This is a genomic window from Rhodococcus sp. NPDC060084 (assembly GCF_042730335.1).
Taxonomy (GTDB): domain Bacteria; phylum Actinomycetota; class Actinomycetes; order Mycobacteriales; family Mycobacteriaceae; genus Rhodococcus.
In genome coordinates this window covers 76676-94474 of the sequence record NZ_JBHWWX010000001.1, presented here as the reverse complement: position 1 = coordinate 94474, position 17799 = coordinate 76676, and the positions used below count along the sequence as shown (strand labels likewise).

Annotated in this window: 17 protein-coding genes; 10 read left to right on the top strand and 7 right to left on the bottom strand. The window is 66.5% G+C overall.

What is annotated here, in order from left to right:
* Nucleotides 1-358: 358 nt before the first annotated feature.
* From ACFWBU_RS00440 to ACFWBU_RS00415, 6 genes are all read right to left on the bottom strand, one after another.
* Nucleotides 359-784 carry a hypothetical protein gene (locus ACFWBU_RS00440; protein ID WP_169620996.1) on the bottom strand — a complete coding sequence of 142 codons (426 nt, stop codon included), beginning with the start codon at nt 782-784 and terminating at the stop codon, nt 359-361.
* Nucleotides 785-914: 130 nt separating this feature from the next.
* Nucleotides 915-1589, bottom strand: coding sequence for an ABC transporter permease (locus ACFWBU_RS00435; RefSeq protein WP_296550336.1), 675 nt, complete (start codon nt 1587-1589; stop codon nt 915-917).
* Nucleotides 1586-2230 (bottom strand): ABC transporter permease, encoded by a 645-nt coding sequence (locus tag ACFWBU_RS00430; RefSeq protein WP_169620998.1) that lies wholly within the window; start codon nt 2228-2230, stop codon nt 1586-1588. The genes ACFWBU_RS00435 and ACFWBU_RS00430 overlap by 4 nt, the downstream gene beginning before the upstream one ends.
* Nucleotides 2227-3333 carry an ABC transporter ATP-binding protein gene (locus ACFWBU_RS00425; protein WP_169620999.1) on the bottom strand — a complete coding sequence of 369 codons (1107 nt, stop codon included), beginning with the start codon at nt 3331-3333 and terminating at the stop codon, nt 2227-2229. Before ACFWBU_RS00425 ends, ACFWBU_RS00430 begins: the two co-directional genes overlap by 4 nt.
* Nucleotides 3334-3347: 14 nt before the next feature.
* On the bottom strand, nt 3348-4259 hold the full coding sequence (locus tag ACFWBU_RS00420; RefSeq protein ID WP_378527137.1) for a glycine betaine ABC transporter substrate-binding protein: 912 nt from the start codon (nt 4257-4259) through the stop codon (nt 3348-3350).
* A 196-nt stretch (nt 4260-4455) separates the two neighbouring features.
* On the bottom strand, nt 4456-6933 hold the full coding sequence (locus ACFWBU_RS00415) for an ATP-binding protein (RefSeq protein WP_378527135.1): 2478 nt from the start codon (nt 6931-6933) through the stop codon (nt 4456-4458).
* A 254-nt stretch (nt 6934-7187) separates the two neighbouring features.
* Here ACFWBU_RS00415 and ACFWBU_RS00410 point away from each other — a divergent pair, with 254 nt between their 5' ends.
* From ACFWBU_RS00410 to idi, 9 genes are all read left to right on the top strand, one after another.
* Entirely contained in the window at nt 7188-8114 is a 927-nt protein-coding gene (locus ACFWBU_RS00410) for a LysR family transcriptional regulator (RefSeq protein WP_169621001.1), read from the top strand.
* Nucleotides 8115-8264: 150 nt separating this feature from the next.
* A complete protein-coding gene (gene uraD / locus ACFWBU_RS00405) occupies nt 8265-8786 on the top strand; it encodes a 2-oxo-4-hydroxy-4-carboxy-5-ureidoimidazoline decarboxylase (protein ID WP_169621002.1) in 522 nt (173 codons plus the stop codon).
* Nucleotides 8783-9103 carry a hydroxyisourate hydrolase gene (gene uraH, locus ACFWBU_RS00400; protein ID WP_169621003.1) on the top strand — a complete coding sequence of 107 codons (321 nt, stop codon included), beginning with the start codon at nt 8783-8785 and terminating at the stop codon, nt 9101-9103. Before uraD ends, uraH begins: the two co-directional genes overlap by 4 nt.
* Nucleotides 9104-9106: 3 nt before the next feature.
* Nucleotides 9107-10027, top strand: a complete 921-nt coding sequence (pucL, locus tag ACFWBU_RS00395; RefSeq protein ID WP_169621004.1) for a factor-independent urate hydroxylase — start codon at nt 9107-9109, stop codon at nt 10025-10027.
* A 306-nt stretch (nt 10028-10333) separates the two neighbouring features.
* Complete coding sequence (locus ACFWBU_RS00390; RefSeq protein WP_169621005.1) at nt 10334-10504, top strand: hypothetical protein; 171 nt, start codon at nt 10334-10336, stop codon at nt 10502-10504.
* Between the two features lie 94 nt (nt 10505-10598).
* The gene (locus ACFWBU_RS00385) at nt 10599-11417 is read left to right on the top strand and encodes a carotenoid biosynthesis protein (RefSeq protein ID WP_296550338.1); all 819 of its coding nucleotides are present in this window, start codon (nt 10599-10601) and stop codon (nt 11415-11417) included.
* A 97-nt stretch (nt 11418-11514) separates the two neighbouring features.
* Nucleotides 11515-13152 (top strand): phytoene desaturase family protein, encoded by a 1638-nt coding sequence (gene crtI / locus ACFWBU_RS00380; protein ID WP_296550339.1) that lies wholly within the window; start codon nt 11515-11517, stop codon nt 13150-13152.
* The gene (locus ACFWBU_RS00375) at nt 13145-14179 is read left to right on the top strand and encodes a phytoene/squalene synthase family protein (protein WP_378527132.1); all 1035 of its coding nucleotides are present in this window, start codon (nt 13145-13147) and stop codon (nt 14177-14179) included. Before crtI ends, ACFWBU_RS00375 begins: the two co-directional genes overlap by 8 nt.
* Nucleotides 14167-14775 (top strand): isopentenyl-diphosphate Delta-isomerase, encoded by a 609-nt coding sequence (gene idi, locus ACFWBU_RS00370; RefSeq protein WP_169621009.1) that lies wholly within the window; start codon nt 14167-14169, stop codon nt 14773-14775. Before ACFWBU_RS00375 ends, idi begins: the two co-directional genes overlap by 13 nt.
* Here idi and ACFWBU_RS00365 read toward each other — a convergent pair.
* Nucleotides 14772-16280, bottom strand: a complete 1509-nt coding sequence (locus tag ACFWBU_RS00365) for a PucR family transcriptional regulator (RefSeq protein ID WP_296550341.1) — start codon at nt 16278-16280, stop codon at nt 14772-14774. The two genes, idi and ACFWBU_RS00365, sit on opposite strands and share 4 nt — an antisense overlap.
* A 198-nt stretch (nt 16281-16478) precedes the next feature.
* Here ACFWBU_RS00365 and ACFWBU_RS00360 point away from each other — a divergent pair, with 198 nt between their 5' ends.
* Entirely contained in the window at nt 16479-17795 is a 1317-nt protein-coding gene (locus ACFWBU_RS00360; RefSeq protein ID WP_206036952.1) for an 8-oxoguanine deaminase, read from the top strand.
* Nucleotides 17796-17799 lie beyond the last annotated feature (4 nt).

Genomic DNA, 17799 nt, shown 5'->3' with positions numbered 1-17799 from the left:
GGGGCCGAGCCCGTGAACCCGGCACCCTCCGAGGATTCGCTTCGCGTCACCGTGTCCGCGCTGCGCGCGTGGGGTGACGAGGGAGATCACGGAAGTGGAATCGCAGGGCGCGCCTAGCGCCGGCCCGAATCGTCACGGTGGCTGTTCGGTAGCAAAGTGCGGCGCCGGACTGCCCCCGACGGGCGTACCTCAGTCCGGCGCCGCAGCTAGCAACACGACACGTCGTACCACGATGTGAGTGTCCCCGCTCTGCGGGCTGTATAAACCGTAATGGAAGATCACGAAAAGGTCACGCGAAAAGCTGATACATCGGTCCGCGCGGTACGAGATCTCGCCGGCGCGGCCCGTGCCGGTCCGGTCAGCAGTGGGCGCTCGCACACGTCAGAGCCACCGAATGGGCACCTGTACGGGCAAGCAAACTGCGCAGAGGGCCACCGTCGAGCAGTTGACGCGTCACCTCTCGGTCGTCGAGGTCGTCGTCCTCCGCGCCCACCAGAATCTCCGGGCCGAAGCCGCTTCGGGGTCCGTGCAGCAGTAGCCGCTCTTCTTCTACAACCCGGACCGGTACGTCGTCGCCGCCGTCCACCGCACCGACGGCGAGCGCGACATATTCCCTCTCCTGTTCGACATCGCGGCAGGCCATCAGGCGGGACCCCATGAGCACCCGGTCCAGTGTCACGCCCGACGTATCCGGCGCCACACCGGAACGGCCGTACCTGTCGTCCTCCGGCAGCATCACGCGCCGCGACGTCCAGCTGAAATGCGCTTCACCGCTCGTATACATCGCAACTGCGCCTCCTCGACGACGCGCCGGGGCGAATGTCCCGTTCCTGTCTTTCGTGTCTGTCCGGAAAGTGTGCACCCGACGTCCGACACGTCCGGCGGCCCCCGCAGCGGCGACGAAGGCCCGCGAATCACCCCGTCGAAGCCCGCACGCCCTCCGAGACCACCACGCGGTACAACACCGCGAAAACCCCGAGGACGACGAGAGAACACACGGCCGCGAGGGCGGCGCCTCCCACGACGAGTGCATAGTCGCTCCGGGCAAGACCGTCCACGATCGGCCTGCCGACGCCACCGAAACTCACCGATGCCGCGATGGTCGCGGTAGCGACGATCTGGACCGCTGCGGTGCGCATGCCCACGAGGATCAGCGGCAGCGCCACCGGTAACTGCGCACGGAGGAGCACCTGCATCCGGGTCATGCCCATTCCCCGCGCCGCATCCGTGAGCGCGGGGTCGACGCCACGAATCCCCTCATAGGAGTTGAGCAGCACGGGCGGCACCGCGAGCGCGACGAGCGGAACCAGAATCGGGACGAGCCCGATGCCGTAGAGCACGACCAGCAGCACGAGCAGCCCGTACGTCGGAAGTGCCCGGGCGGCATTGGCGAGGAGGGTCATGAGGATTCCGCCGCGACCGGTGTGGCCGGTCCACAACCCCAGCGGCAGCGCGAGCAGGACGGTCAGGACGAACGCCAGGAACGTGTAACCGAAGTGTTCGAGGAGACGGGCCGGAATCCCGGACGGCCCCGACCAGTTCGCGCCGTCACCGAAATAGTCGACGAGGTAGTACCACAGCGTCGTCACCGGGCCGCCCCTGCCGAGCGGTGCAGCCACGGGGTGACGAGCCATTGCACGAGAACCAGCACCGCGTCGGCGACGAGTGCCATCACGACGATCACCGCGATCCCGACCAGCGCGAGATCGAGCCGGTCGAGTTGCACGGAGGCTGTGAAGAGCGACCCGAATGCTCCCATTCCGATCAGTGCCCCGACACTCACCATGCTGATGTTGGCGACGACCGCGACCCGTAAGCCCGCGATGACCGCCGGCAGCGCAATCGGCAGGTCGACAGTGAGCAGCCTGCGGGGGCCCGAGAATCCCATCGCGATCGCGGATTGCCGCACACTGTCGGGGATCCCGCGTAGACCGTCGACCACATTCGGAATGAGTCCCGCGAGGGCGTACACGGCGAGCGGCAGGATCACGGTCGTGCGGCTGATGCCGGTGAACGCGATGAGCAGGACGAAGAACGCGAGCGACGGAATCGAGTACAGCACACTCGAAATCGCCAGAACCGGTGGGTACGACCGCGGCCAGCGCACGCACACCAGACCGAGGGGCAGCGCGACCACCAGGCCCAGGAAGGATGCACCGAGGGCCATCACCAGGTGATCCGACAGCAGTTCCCAGAACGTGCCGAGGTAACCCGGGATCCGGAGACTCACAGCTGCTTCCGCACCGGCGAGTCGGTGCGCTCCCGGTGTTCCCGGCGCACGACAGCGGCCACCTCTTCACTGCTCACGACGCCCAGCGCCCGCCCGTCCTCGTCGACCGCAACTGCGAAACCGCAGGGCGACAACACCGCAGCGTCCAGCGCGGCGCGCAGAGTGTCCTTCCCCGGCACGAATCCCCGTCCCGCCGGCACGAGGGTGCCGGAGGAATCGGAGGCATGCGGATCGCGCCAGCCGACCGGTCGTTTCCCGTCGTCGACGACGAGCATCCACCGGCCGTCGCCATCCCGAATCGGCATGTCTCCGGTGGACGTGATCCTGTCTGTGTGCAGCGGCAGACCGGCCGTGGAAAAGAACGACAGCAACCGAACCCCGCGGTCGACGCCCAGGAACCCGGCAACGAAGTCGTCCGCCGGGTCGCCGAGAAGTTCTTCGGGAGTCGCGTATTGGGCGAGCACCCCACCCGGTCGCAACACGGCGACCCGGTCGCCGAGGGTGATGGCTTCGTCGATGTCGTGGGTGACAAGGACGATGGTCTTGGCAAGTACCGATTGCAGGCGCAGTAACTCTTGCTGCAACTCCTTGCGGACGACCGGGTCCACCGCCGAAAACGGCTCGTCCATCAGGAGAATCGGCGGATCGGCGGCAAGTGCGCGGGCCACGCCGACCCGTTGCTGCTGGCCCCCGGACAGTTGGGCCGGGTAACGGCGCGCCAACTCGTCTCCGAGTCCGACGCGGTGCAGGACCTCCATGGCGGTCGCCCGGGCCTGCTTCCGTGACGCCCCCATCAGGCGCGGCACCGTCGCGACGTTGTCGACGACGGTCCGATGCGGAAACAATCCGGCGTGCTGGATGACGTACCCGATCCCGCGCCGCAGGGTCTGCGGATCCTGGGATCGCACGTCCTCGCCGTTGACCAGGACGCGTCCGGCGGTCGGATCCACCATCCGGTTGATCATGCGCAGCGAGGTGGTCTTACCGCATCCGGAGGGGCCCACCAGCACAGTGAGAGTGCCGGTGGGCACTTCGAGGGACAGTCCGTCGACTGCCACGGTCCCGTCGGGATACTGCTTTTGCACATTGTCGAAAGTGATCACGGAGCACCCGGCCCTCAGTTGATGCCGTTGTCCTGCAACCACTCTTCGGCGACGACATCGATGTCGCGGCCCTCGGTGACGACCTGGCCGACCAACTCGATGAGAACGTCGGTGGTGAGGTTCTCGGACACAGCGTCGAGCGTCGCGACGTTCTCGTCGGTGAGATCTTCCCGGTGGACGAGCGGCGTGACGTTCTGTGCCCCGAATACGGATTCCGGATCCTCCAGAGCCACAAACGGTTCGGTACTGAGAGACGGATCGGTGGTGAAGATGTTCGCAACCTGGATGGTGTTGTCCCCGAGCGCCCGGATGGTGATCGGCCCGCCCGTGTCGGTGGGCACGAACTTCTGGAACTCGACGCCGTAGACGTCTCGGAGACCGACGACGCCCTGCCGCCGTGTCTCGAACTCGGGCGGTCCGCCGAGGGCGAGTTCGCCTGCAACCGGGGCGAGATCGGCGATGGTCGTCAGGTTGTAGCGATCCGCGGTCTCCTCCGTGACGACGAGTGCGTCCTTGTTCTCCCCCGGCGCCGACGCGAGAATGGAGAGACCTTCCGGAAGCGACTCCGCCAGAGCGGCATTGACATCCTCCGTGGTAGCCGCAGTGCTCTCGGGATCGACGCGGGCGAGCAGTGCCCCGTTGTACTCGGGCAGCACGGTGATGGCTCCGGAGGCGACCTGGTCGTAGTAGATCTCCCGGCTGCCGATGTTGAACTGGCGCGTCACCTCGGCGCCACTCCCCTCGAGCGCCTGCGCGTAGATCTCCGCGAGCAGCACATTTTCGGGGAAGTTCGCCGAACCGACGACGATGGTGCCACCCTCGCCGGACTCGGACGCGAGCGGATCGTCGGCGTTGTTCCCGGAACATCCGGTCACCGCCAGGGCAGCGGTGGCGACAACTATGGCGGTGCGAACGAAAGCTTTCACGTGGGTCTCCTCGGCGGTCGGCGTGTCGACTCTAACGCGCTCTCCTGCAGCACTGCCTGATTTGTCACCGATCGGACCCGCGTGGCTGCCGAACAGACAACGCCGGGCGACCGAATGGTCGCCCGGCGTCTCGCCGTACCGTCTCTGCCGTTCAGGTGGAGTGTTCGTCTCTCACGATGGAAGCCATCGCGCGGGATCACTCACCGTTGTTTCGCGAGACCCATCGTTCGTGCAGTTGCCCGCGCCGGATTCCGGGACTCGTACCGGGCGCGGAACCGGAGTTGCCGCTCGGCGGTAGCGGGCGCTCCCACGGATTCTCCACCGGTGCGCCGGAGTACGTGTCGTTGTTGTTCTGCTCGTATCCGGTGTAGTTGTCGTTGTTGTTCTGCTCGTATCCGGAGTACGTGTCGTTGTTGTTCTGCTCGTATCCGGAGTACGTGTCGTTGTTGTTCTGCTCGTATCCGGAGTACGTGTCGTTATTGCCTTGCTCGTACCCGGTGTAATTGTCGTCGTTGTTCTGCTCGTACCCGGAGTAGTTGTCGTTGCCGGGCGCCTCGTATCCGGCGTACGAGTTGTTGCCCGCCCGGGACACCTCGTTGCCGTTCTGGCCGGCACCCGAGTACGCCTCGCTGCCGTTCCGGCCCGCCGACGCATACGCTTCGTTGCCGTTCGGAGTCGCACCGGCGAACGACTCGCCGTTGTGGTTGTGCGACGCGCGCTGGTCGTACTGATCCGTGTACTCGGTGTTCGTCTCTCCGGGCGGAAGAGGAAGTCGGCGCGGGCGGTCGATCTGGAACGGGTCGGACTGGGTACCGACGCCCTTGAGCAGACGGAGCGGCAGATAGAGGCTCGCGGTGACGCCGGAGTTGGTCGACGAGTCGAACGTCGGACGCAGCCGCACGGTGATCCCGTGACGGTGGGCCAGTCGCGCGACCACGAACAGACCCATGCGACGCGCTGCGCCGGAGCCGGCTTCGCTGTCCGTCGCCAGCCGTTCGTTGATCTCGGCGAGTTCGTCGGAGGGGATACCGATTCCGCGGTCGGCGATCTCGAGCAACAAGCCGCCGTCGACGGCGCGCGAGAACGCGAACGCCACGGTGCTCTCCGGCGGGGAGGCTCGCAGTGCGTTGTCGAGGAGTTCGGCCACCATGTGGACGACGTCGGTTACGGCGGTACCGAGGAGCGAACCCTCCGGTGCGTTTCCGACGTTCACGCGCTGGTAGTTCTCGACCTGTGAGACTGCGGCACGGAGCACGTCACCGAGCGGGGTGTCCGGGATCCGTCCCATTCGCTGCCGGGTGCCGGCGAGGACGAGCAACGAGTCGCCGGTGCGACGCATACGGGCCGCGAGGTGGTCGAGCGCAAACAGGTTCTGCAGACGCGTGGGGTCGCGCTCCTCGTGCTCGAGCGAGTCGATGAGCGACAGCTGCTGCTCGACGAGGGTCTTGTTGCGACGCGCCAACGTTTCGAGCATCTCGTTGACCTGCCGGCGCAACTGCGCCTGCTCACCGGCGAGCCGCAGCGCACCCTCGTTCATGGTGTCGACGGCGCGGGCGACCTCGCCGATTTCTTCCTTCGAGTGAACGCTGACCGGAGGGAGTGACACCGTACCGATTTCTGCGCCGTCCTTGATGGCGGCGATGGCCTCGGGCAGGCTTTGCTCTGCGGCAAGAAGTGTGTCGTTTCGGAGGCGGCGAAGCGGGCGCACGATCGAGAAGGCGACCATCACGGCCAGGCCCAGCGCGACGGCCAGCACGATCGCAATTCCGATGGCGTTCTTGAGTGCTTCGGTGCGAGCTTCGCTGGCATGGTTGTCGAGGAGGCCGACGATGCGGGTGGCGGAGTCGCGGACTTCCTCGATGTAGACCATGAGGCTGGTGAAGATCGAGTTGCGCAGCGCTCCGGTGTCGCCGCTGGTGCTGTCCAGATTCGCCGTCAAGTTGCGGCGATTGTCCAGTTCCGCGACGAGCGCGTCGAGCGAACTCGTGTCGGCAATGTTGGGGTTGGACTCGACGGTTTCCCGCAGGATCGACATCTGCGCTGCGTCGACGCCGAGTGCGTTCGTCCACATCAGGAGAGCACCTTCGGTGCCGGCACCCAGTGCGGAGTACGCGACGACCTGGTCCAGCAGCGCCCACTGGGTCGTCCACATGTCGAGGAGGGTGGCGCTTTCCTGGAGGACATCGGGTTCGGGCGCGGTGGAGGACGCGGCACGGAACACCGAACTCACGCGGCTGATGAACGCCTGTGCGCGCTCGCTGGCGACCACGGGTGCCATCGATCCGGCGACAGCACTGTCGAGCAGGCTGTTTCCCTCGGCGAGCACCTTGTTCAGTGCTGCTTTGACCTCGGGCTCGAGGCTGATGTTCGCGATCTGGTCCGTGAGGACCGTCTCTGCTTCCCGCGCGATCGTCGCACCGTTGTCGGTGGGCAACCCGATGATCGTCGCGGCTGCGGCACCCGCGACGCCGGTGCTGTATTCGGCGAACATCGGCAGAATCGACACCTGCTCGGCAGCAGTGCTGAAGTGGCGGGAATCCTCGAACAGGCTGATGACGCGGAGCGATCCGAAAAGCGCGGCGGCGATGATGGGGACCGCCACGACGGCGGTGACCTTGCGCCATAGGCGCCAATTCTCGGGGGAATATTGCTGGAACTGCGGTTTGAGACTCATCGTGTTCGGCCCGAACCTCTCTTGTACGTACACCGGTCGGCCGGCCGAAGCGGATGACAAATCACATGGGCCAGGGCGAAACACGGGTCCGCCGCCGTCAGGACGTGGGTCAGCGTAAGTGTCGTACGACCGGCTCACAAGATCGAAAAGCAACTCGGATAGCTGCTATACATCTTTAGATATAGGCAACGGTGGTGGGTTACTATCCCGCCGGATATTGCCGTTACGCCGGGTTTCGGAAAGGGGGGTGCGGAGTGGACTTGAGGCGGGTGGATCTCAACCTGCTTGTCGTCCTCGACGTGCTTCTTTCCGAGTGCAACGTGACCCGCGCGGCCGAACGACTGAACATGTCGCAGCCGGCGACCAGCACGGCGCTCGCTCGTCTCCGGAAGCAGTTCGACGACCCACTGCTGGTGAAGAACGGCCGCACGTTGCGCCTCACTCCGCGGGCACAGGCCCTGATCGGGCCCCTGCGGAGCGTATTGCACACGCTGGAACGGTCGATACTCTCCGAACCGACCTTCGATCCGACCGTGGATTCACGCGTGTTCACGCTCATGACAGGCGATTACGCCGAGGTCACGTTGCTCCGCATGCTCATGCGGCGGGGGCACCCGGCCAACGTGCGATTCGATCTGCGTCCCCTCACCAAGGCGTCCCTCGCAGCGTTCCACCGGCACGAAACCGACCTCGCGGTGCTGCCGGAACACCTTCTCGACGCACCCGAGTTCGAGCGGTGCCGGCGCACCGAGGTCCTGACCGACAGATACGTGGGCGCCGTCTGGTCCGGGCATCCGTACATCGGGACGGAACTGAATCGCGACGTGCTCTCCCACTATCCGTTCCTGTCGTATCTGCAGTACGACGACGACACGGCTCTGGCGCGAGCGTTGTTGCGCGCCGGGATCGTGACACGGACGGGGGCGTCCACGACGAGTATCGCGGTGCTCCCCTTCGCGCTCGAACACACCGTGTTCGTCACGCTCCTGCCCGAGAGAATGGCTGAACGAATCGCGGGAGTGGCGTCCCTGCGGATCCTCGAGCCCGCCTTCGAATTGCCTCCGCTCAGCGAATATGCAGTCTGGCACGAGGAATCCGAATCGGATCCCGCCCACGTGTGGCTCCGTGCCCAAATCGATGCGTCGCAGCGACTACGCGTTCCCGCCGGGCAACCGGCCTGACCGAGGCGCCTCGGCCACGAATTCTCTCCGCCGATCCGCGTTTGTCGGATCGTCCAAACGACCGGAGACCACGTCTCGGGAAGTTTGTAGCGCGTACGGCACCGCCGGCTCCCTTCATCCGCGATCGTGGTGACGAGAGAGAGGAGTGCCGTGCCGTACACCTGTGCCGACTTCGATGCGCTCTGTGCCCGTGACGCAGCCGCAGCCCTGTCCGAGTGCTGTTCCAGCAGGACGTGGACCGAGCGACTCGTGCAAGGCCGCCCCTACCTGAGTCGCGCCGCGCTGCTGCGCGCGTCCGATGCGGTGACAGCGGCGCTGACTCGGGACGATCTCGCCGAAGCGCTCGCGGGGCACCCACGGATCGGTGAACGGTCGGACCACGCATCGTCGAAGCGCGAGCAGGCATCGGTCGCGAGCGCGGACGCACATATCCGCGATGCACTGGTGGCAGGTAACCGCAAGTACGAGGAGCGTTTCGGGCACGTGTACCTCGTGCGTGCCGCAGGACGATCCGCGGACGAACTCCTGTCGATTCTGCAGCGGCGCCTCACTCACGATTCCGAGACCGAGTGGCGCGAGACGCGAGCGACGCTTGCCGAGATCAACCGATCGAGACTCGAGTTGCTCGTCACCGACGATTCCGTCGAATCAGGAAAGGAAGGTGTGAGGTGAGCACCGTCAGCACCCACGTTCTCGACGCCACCCGTGGAGCGCCGGCCTCCGGAGTCGAGGTCACGCTCTCGTCCGCCGGAGCGGAACTCGCGAGTGCTCGCACCGACGACGACGGGCGAATTTCCGAATTCCAGGTTCCCGCACTGGAACCCGGTACGTACACGCTGACCTTCGCCACCGGCGAGTACTTTGCGCGGCGGCACACCGAGACCTTCTACCCGGAGGTTACCGTCACCTTCCGGGTCGGCGGTGCCGGCAAAGTCCATGTGCCACTGCTGCTGTCGCCTTTTTCCTACTCCACCTATCGAGGGAGCTGACCCGTGAGTGAACTGACCGGAAAGATCGTGCTGGGCGCCAACCGCTACGGCAAGGCGGAGAACCGCGTGGTACGGATCTATCGGGACACTGCCCGCCACGAGATCCGCGACCTCAACGTGTCGACCTGCCTCCGCGGAGACTTCGACGCGGCACACCTCGAAGGCGACCAAGGTGCGGTGCTCCCGACCGACACACAGAAGCAGACGGTGTACGCGTACGCGAAGAGCAAGGGCGTCGAGTTCGTCGAAACCTACGCGCTCGAACTCGCGCGGCACTTCGTCGACGACGTCGAACCAGTCCGCGCCGCCCGCGTCGAGATCGACGACTACGCGTGGCAACGGGTGACGATCGACGGTGTCGAACACGATCACACGTGGACCCGCACCGGACCGGAGGTCCGCACGGTTTCGGTGACGGTCGAGGGAACCGGGCGGGAGCGACGGGAGTGGGTGATCGGCGGAGTCAAGGATCTCGTCGTACTCAAGTCGACCGGATCCGAATTCTCGGGTTTTCTCACCGACCCGTACACGGTCCTGGAACCGACTGCCGACCGTGTGATGGCAACCAGTCTGGTCGCACAGTGGCGATTCACGACCGACGACGTCGACTGGGATGTCACCTACGCAGGTATCAAGGCCACGATGCTCGAGCGTTTTGCGAACCTTCAATCGAAGGCACTGCAACAAACTCTCTTCGAGATGGGCCGGGCAGTGCTGGAGAAGTATCCGGTGATCGCGGAGATTCGCATGTCGGCGCCCAACAAGCATCATTTCGTCTACGACCTCGAAAGATTCGGAGTCACGAACTCGAACGAGGTATTCCACGCCGACGACCGGCCCTACGGCCTGATCCAGGCGACGGTTCAGCGGGAGGACGCACCCGAGGCCGGAAGCGCGTGGGAGCGGTTCGTCGACTGGATGTGACGACGTGAGGGCGTCACGGAGTGGCGGTGGGTGCCGGTAGTCGCGGCACGCACCGCCACTTTTCGTTGTCACCGGGTGGCCGGGAGACTTTTTCGGACGCGTACCCATCCGTTCGTACCCCGGCTCCGAATCGCTGCCAGACGGTACCGGACCGTCTCCGTTCCGAAACGCGTCGGCACGGTGGCAGCGAGACGAGGTGGCCCACATGCGCGCACTGGTAGAAGCCGGTTTTCCGGCAGTTCACCCCGCTGGTCGAGTTCGACACGTGGTCGCTCACCGTCGTGCCGGCGTGAGATGAGGCCTCTCATGTCCCCTTCTGCCTCCGGTTCCCCCCGGCATCACGGCCCGTACACCTCGGGTATCGGGTTTCTGCAAATGTTCATGGACGCCCAACGGGTGGATCCCGCCGTGTCGGCCGACTCCGTCGAGGACTCGGGTAAGGACACGAACGCCCCGGACGAGCGGCGGCAGCAATGAGTGTGGTCCCGCCGCATCGGCCCCGCGGTACGAGGATCGCCGTCGGGGTGAACCGCACGGACGTGCGTGAGGACGAGTCGACCGGCGTGCGTCGATGAACCGCGTCGTGTGGGGGATCGTCGCGGGCGCGCTGCTCGCCCAGATCGTCTATCCCCTCGTCTCCGGCACGTCGAGGGATGCCGTCACCGTGGCGGTGGTGCTCCTGCTCGCCGCCGCGTCGGTGGTGCATGCCGCCGTCACACGGGGTCCCGTGTGGGCCGTGGTGCTGGTCGCCTCGACCGCGGGACTCGGTCTCGTGTCCGAGATCGTCGGCACTGCGACCGGGTTCCCTTTCGGAAGCTACTTCTATGCGACCGGACGGCTCGGGCCCGAGATCGTGGGCGTTCCGGCGGTGGTCCCCTTGGCGTGGACCGCCGGCTTCTATCCGATCTGGTGTGCCGCGTCCTACGTCCTCCGGCATTCCCCGGTGCCGCCGGACAGGCGAGCGTTCGGGCGGGTCCTCATGGTTGCCGTGGGGATGGTGGGGTGGGATCTGTACCTCGACACCCAGATGGTGACCGACGGTCAGTGGACCTGGACCTCGGGCAACGCCGGGTTACCCGGCATTCCGTTCATCCCGTACACCAACTACCTCGGCTGGTTCGCTACCGCTCTGATCATGGCGATCGTCGTCGACAGGGTGGGAGGACGCGCCGAGTCGCCCAGGACGAGTGGCCGGCGAATCTCGGATGCGGCACCGCTGGTGCTGTTCCTCTGGACCTGGCTCGGATCGGCATTCGCGCACGCGTTCCTGCTCGAGGGCGACGAACTGCGCTATTCCGCGCTCTACGGGTTCTGTGTCATGGGGGTCGTGGGTGTCCCCGTGGTGGCCATGCGCATTCGACGAGCCGGAAAGGCCACGGTGAAGACATGATCGCAACGACTATGCCCGCTCCGGGAGAGAAGAGCCGAGGAATGACCAGCGCGATACCCAGCCGAGTCGATACCGTCGTGCCGACGGGTGGCCGATCATGAAGACGATCCCCGGGCCCGTCGATTCCGTGGTCGTGGTGGGGGCAGGACTCTCCGGTCTCGCTGCGGCGCTGTACCTTACGGGCGCGGGTAAACGCGTCACCGTGCTCGAGCGCGACGACACTGTGGGTGGCCGGGTCGGGACCTATCCGGTGTACGACGACTCCGGCAACCCCCTCTACACCATCGACAACGGCGCCAGCGTGCTCACGATGCCGGACCTGATCTCCGATGCGCTCGCCGCGGTCGGCGAGTCGTTCGATTCCACGACTCCCACAGTCGAACTGAGCGCACTGTCTCCCAGCTACCACGCTCGTTACGCCGACGGCAGTGCTCTCGACGTGTACGCCGATCCCACGGAGATGTCCGCCGAAGTCGAAAAAGTCTGCGGTCCAGGTGAAGTCGACGGGTATCGCCGATTGCGAGGCTGGCTCGCCAGCATCTTCGATACGGAGTTCGACCGGTACATCGCGTCGAACTTCGATTCGCCTCTCGACCTCGTCGGCTCGCGCGCAGCGCTGCGCGACACCGCCAGGCTGGCATTGATCGGCGGTTTCGGCCGCCTGGGCTCCCGGATCGCCTCGTTCGTCCGGGACGATCGGCTACGCCGGATCTTCACCTTCCAGTCGCTCTACGCCGGGGTCGCCCCGTCGAAAGCGCTCGGTGTGTACGGCGCTATCGCCCATATGGACACCTCGCTCGGGGTCTACTTCCCCGCGGGCGGAATGTCGGCTGTCGCAGAGTCCATGGCCGATGCGCTCACCCGTCACGGCGGAGCGCTCCACACCTCGGCCGAAGTGTCGGAACTGGAGATCCGCAACGATCGCGTGACGGCCGTCCTGACGTCCGACGGTCGCCGTGTCGAGTGCGACGCACTCGTCCTCACCCCGGACCTCCCGATCGTCGACCGCTTGCTCGATCGGGCCGGTGTGACGAGCAGCGGCAGGAAGCGGGGTTATTCCGTCGTGTCGCCGTCCGCAGTCGTCTTCCACGGCACCGTTCCCACCGAGGTCACGCAGTCGTGGCCGTCGAGCGCGCACCACACCATCGATTTCGGCGAGCAGTGGGCGGAGACCTTCGCACGTATCACCGCCGGTCCTGGCCGTGGACAGTTGATGGAGGACCCGTCGTTGCTGATCACCCGCCCGGCGGTCACCGACCCCGCCTTGCGGATGGTGCGTAACGGTGTCCTCAGCGAACCGGTGTCGATCTTGGCGCCGTGCCCGAACCTCGCGTCCGCGCCCATCGACTGGAACCGCCGCGCCGTGCCCTACCTGCGAGAGATCCAGATCGTCCTCGAGCAGCGGGGTTACTGCGGCCTGACCGCTGCGATGGTGGTCGACCACCTCGATACCCCGCAGACGTGGCGCGACAAAGGCATGCTCGAAGGCAGTCCGTTCTCCTCCGCCCATGTTTTCCGCCAGACCGGACCTTTCCGGCGCAAGAACATGGTCGGCGGCGTGGACAATGTGGTGCTGGCGGGCTCGGGTACCACCCCCGGCGTCGGAGTACCCACCGTGCTCGTGTCGGGGCGCCTTGCCGCCGAGCGGATCGTCGGATCGGCGACGAGCGAGCGGCCGCGTCGGACCGCCGTCACACAGTCGGTGCGCTCCGAGGAGGTAGTCGAGCATGGGTGAACTCGCCGGAATCGATCCCGGACTGCACGAGGCGTACCGGGTGTGCCGCGAACTGAACGAGCGCCACGGGAAGACCTATTTCCTTGCGACAAGGCTCCTTCCGGCATCCAAGCGTGCGGGCGTACATGCTCTCTACGGGTTTGCGCGGATGGTCGACGACGTCGTCGATGTCGAGGTCGACTCCGATCGGGCGGCCGCCGCGAAGGTCGATGCCTTCGAGGATCGGATCCGGGCCGCTTTCGGTGGCGCACCCCTGGGGCGGAGCCGGCCCGATCTCGTGCTCGGAGCGCTGGTGGATACCGCCGCGCGGTACGACATTCCGCACAGCTACTTCTATGCCTTCCTGCATTCGATGCGCATGGACATACCGGGGACCGTGATGTTCCGCCCGCGCTACCGCACGATGGACGAGTTGTCGGAATACATGTACGGATCCGCGGCCGTCATCGGTCTGCAGATGCTTCCGATCCTGGGTACGGAGACGGATCGGGACAAGGCTGCGCGGCCGGCCGCCGCACTCGGCGAAGCCTTCCAGCTCACGAACTTCATCCGGGATATGGGCGAAGACCTCGACCGCGACCGGATCTACCTGCCGACCGACGAGTTGAAAGCTTTCGGTGTCGACGAGGATCTTCTCCGATACTGCCGGACGACCGGCCGGAACGATGCCAGGCTCGAGCGGGCACTCGCGCACCTGATCGCGCACACCCGGTCGGTGTACCGCGAGGCAGACCCGGGGATCGACATGCTCGATCGATCGGTACGCCCGGGGATGCGCACAGCGTTCGTGCTGTACCGCGACATTCTCCGGGAGGTCGAGGACGGCGGATATCGTGTACTTCATCAGCGGGCACGCGTCTCCCGGCGGAGGCGCCTCGCCGTCGCCGCGCCACGATTGGCGGAGGCCGGATGGACCACCTTCCGTACGCGCGCGAAGACAGCGAAGAGCGTGGGTCAGCTGTCGAGCGGAGAGCGGACCCACTCACGACGAGGAACGGACAGAACAGGAACACCATGGAGCAAGTAGTGCTGCTCGACGAGGCGGGGCGCGCCGTCGGCACCGAACCGAAGGCAACCGTCCACACCGCGACGACGCCGTTGCATCTCGCTTTCTCCGCGTACGTCTTCGATGAGAACGGCCGTCTGCTCATTACCCGGCGCGCCCTGGAGAAGCGGACGTGGCCCGGGGTATGGACGAACAGTGGTTGCGGTCACCCGGCGCCGCAGGAGCCGCTCGAACTGGCCGTCCGCAGGCGGCTGGGCCAAGAACTCGGTATCGAACTCGACGACGTCGGCGTTGTGCTCCCGTCCTTCCGATACCGGGCGGTGATGGACAACGGGATCGTCGAGAACGAAATCTGCCCCGTCTACCGGGCCCTGTACCGGGGATCGCAGCCGGCTCCCGACCCGGCCGAGGTGTGCGGCGTCGACTGGGTGGAGTGGACCGCCTTCGCGGACGCGGTGGTGGACGGAACCCGCGACGTGTCGCCGTGGTGCTACGAGCAGGTGCAGCAACTCCGGCAACTCGGCGCCGACCCCCTTCGGTGGCCGGTTGCGGCCGCCGCAGATCTACCGCCCGCTGCCCCCGACCGCCTGAGCGGGGATCTGCCGCGCCTCGCCTAAGCCTCCTGCACCTGCAGCATCCGGAGCGCCAGGTATACGTCGAGCCTGTCATCGATCTGGGACAGATCGCGCCCGGTGAGCTTCTCCACCTTGCCGATTCGGTACCGGACCGTGTTGAGGTGCACGTGGATTCGTTCTGCGGTGCGTCGCCACGAGCCACTGCATGCGAGGAACACCTCGAGGGTGGAGAGAAGCCCGCTATCGGTGGACAGGTCGTGATCGAGCACCGGCCCAAGAATCCGTTGAGCGAAATCGTGACGCAACCTGTCCGGTACCGCGGAGAACAACTCCGCCGCCGAGTCCATTGCTGCCGTGCGCACGGACACCGGTTCGCGAATGTCACCGTCGTCCGTGGCGAGCGCGGTGGCGGTGGCGACGGCACCCGCCAGCGATCCGAGCGTGCACGTGGCGCTCGTGCCCACCCGCAATCGCGTGCGCTCGAGCGCCGGGACGACTCGGGCGAGCCGCCGACGAAGCACTGCGTGAACCTCGTCGGCGTCGCCGGCGACGGTCAGGACGACCCGGTCCCCGTCCAGCGCGCTCACGCACCCCGGCAGTGCGTCGCAGAGCGTGTCGCGAAGCGCCCGTAGCCGTTCGGCGGTGGCCGCAGCGGCCCGGTCGTCGTGGGACACCCGGCGCGCGACCACCGCGACAAGTGGACGTCCCGAATCGAATGTTGCTGCCGCAGTGGACACCAGCCCGGAACTGTCTCCGGCGTCCCAGGCGGTGCGCCGGCGTTCGTCTCGGCGAACCCGGTCGAGTGCCGCCACCGTGGCGAGTTCCCGGAACGCCTCGAGGCAGTCCGCGCGCGCGTCGCCCGTGTGCCGTACCACCAGCAGCCAGCAGGATGTGCGGTCGCGAAGGCCACCGCCCACGGAGAGCACCGTGTAGTCGGCGGTCGCGTGGGGAAGCCGCTCGGCGGACAAGGCCGCCGCGACGAGCCGGTCCACGATGTCGTCGTCGAGGGGTGCCGCGCCGGCGAGAGGCACTCCGGTGGCGGTGAGCAGCCACGCCTGCGCCCCGAATTCCTGGGCGGTGCGGTCGAGCAGGTCGCCGATGCTGCGACCGTCGGCGACCGCTTCGAGCAACCGCCGCTGCCGCGCGAGTCCGTTCTGCAGACGGTCCATGCGCGCGCCGGACATGCGTGCGGTCATCCGCTCGATGATCCGGCTGAACGGCACGTCCGCGGGGACCGAGAGCAACGGCAGCCGATGCCGGGCGCACGCGGCGACCACGTCCTCGGGCACCTCACCGAGCAGGGCCTCCCCCGCGGCGAGCGCAGTCACGCCCACGCGCGCGAGGTGTTTGACGAACAGATCCGAGTCTTCGGCAGACGCCCGCCACACCAGCCCCGAGAACACCAGCGACCCCGCGCTGACGTACCGGGTGGGGTCGGGCATATCGGTGGTACAGGTTCGCAGTACCGGCCGTTCGAGCATCGCGGGGTCGCCGTGGAGAACCCGGATTCCGAGTTCGGCATCGTCGAGTACATCGTGAAGAAGCACTGCACCACCTCCGTGCGCGGGCCTTTGGACGATCGCACAATACGAAGCGGGCATTTCGTTGCGGTTTCGTACACGGTGCCCGGGGTGTTGCGTCTCGAGCAGGAGTTCACTGGTAGGTGCCCGCCGACGTGAGGAGCAACCGTGCACACTCGCCCTACCACCCGACCGATCGTGATCCGTGGTGCGCACGTGGTCACGATGGATGCCGGTCGCGCCGAATACCGCAGCGGTCACGTCGTGGTCGACGGAAACAGGATCGTCGCGGTCGGCGACGGCGAACCGCTCGGGTACGACGACGCGCAGATCGTGGACGGCGCCGGATGCATTCTGACTCCCGGGCTCGTCAATACCCACCACCACCTCTACCAGTGGATCACCCGCGGTCTGGCCGTCGATCACACGCTGTTCGAGTGGCTGACCACTCTGTATCCCATCTGGGGCGGCATCGACGCCGATATGGTGCATGTCGCGGCGAAGGGTGCCCTCGCGCACCTGCTGAAGACCGGATGCACCACCAGCACCGATCATCACTACGTCGTCCCCCGCGACGGGGGTGACGTCTTCGGGGCCGAGATCGCCGCGGCGGCAGAGGTCGGTATCCGGTTCCACCCCTGCCGCGGTTCGATGGACCTGGGCGCGAGCGCGGGGGGACTCCCGCCGGATCACATCGTCGAGGACCTCGACGCGATCCTCGCCGGCAGTCAGGACGCCGTCCAGCGGTGGCACGATCCGTCGTTCGATTCGATGCTCCGCGTCGCGCTGGCCCCGTGCTCCCCGTTCTCCGTGACCGGGGAACTGCTGAAACAGTCCGCGGTGCTCGCCCGCGATCTCGGCGTCCGCTTGCACACGCACCTTGCGGAAACCCTCGACGAGCAGGACTTCTGCCTCGAGAGGTTCGGGTGCAACCCCGTCGAGTACATGGAATCTCTCGGCTGGACTGGGCCGGATGTGTGGTACGCGCACGCAGTACATCTCGACGACCGCGACATCGGGGTGCTCGCGGCCTCGGGCACGGGTGCGGCGCACTGTCCGACATCCAACGCGCGTCTCGGTGCGGGTATCGCGCGCGCCGCCGACCTCTACGCGGCAGGAGTTCCGCTCGGACTCGGGGTCGACGGCGCGGCGAGCAACGAATCGTGCTGCATGCTCGAAGAGGCCCACCACGCCGCGCTGTTCGCACGCGCCCGGAGCGGACCGCGGGCAATGACCGTTCGGCAGAGTCTCGCGCTCGCGACCATCGGCGGTGCGCGCGTCCTGGGTCGTGAGAACGAGATCGGCTCTCTCGAGGTGGGCAAGCTCGCCGATCTCGCTCTGTGGCGGCTCGACACACTCGCTCATTCCGGGATCGCGGACCCGGTCGCGGCGCTCGTACTGGGGTCGCAGCCTCCCCTGGATCTGCTTCTCGTCAACGGACGCGAGGTGGTACGCAACGATCGGGTGCTCACCGTCGACACCGACGTCGTCGCTCGCGGCGTGGCGGACGCGCACACCCGCCTCGTCTCCAAAGCGGGGTAACGCC

Excerpts from the sequence above, each read along its gene's own strand:
- ACFWBU_RS00440 (WP_169620996.1), bottom strand. The coding sequence starts at position 784 with ATGTATACGAGCGGTGAAGCGCATTTCAGCTGGACGTCGCGGCGCGTG.
- ACFWBU_RS00415 (WP_378527135.1), bottom strand. The coding sequence starts at position 6,933 with ATGAGTCTCAAACCGCAGTTCCAGCAATATTCCCCCGAGAATTGGCGC.
- ACFWBU_RS00390 (WP_169621005.1), top strand. The coding sequence starts at position 10,334 with ATGTCCCCTTCTGCCTCCGGTTCCCCCCGGCATCACGGCCCGTACACC.
- ACFWBU_RS00385 (WP_296550338.1), top strand. The coding sequence starts at position 10,599 with ATGAACCGCGTCGTGTGGGGGATCGTCGCGGGCGCGCTGCTCGCCCAG.
- crtI (WP_296550339.1), top strand. The coding sequence starts at position 11,515 with ATGAAGACGATCCCCGGGCCCGTCGATTCCGTGGTCGTGGTGGGGGCA.
- ACFWBU_RS00375 (WP_378527132.1), top strand. The coding sequence starts at position 13,145 with ATGGGTGAACTCGCCGGAATCGATCCCGGACTGCACGAGGCGTACCGG.
- idi (WP_169621009.1), top strand. The coding sequence starts at position 14,167 with ATGGAGCAAGTAGTGCTGCTCGACGAGGCGGGGCGCGCCGTCGGCACC.
- ACFWBU_RS00360 (WP_206036952.1), top strand. The coding sequence starts at position 16,479 with ATGGATGCCGGTCGCGCCGAATACCGCAGCGGTCACGTCGTGGTCGAC.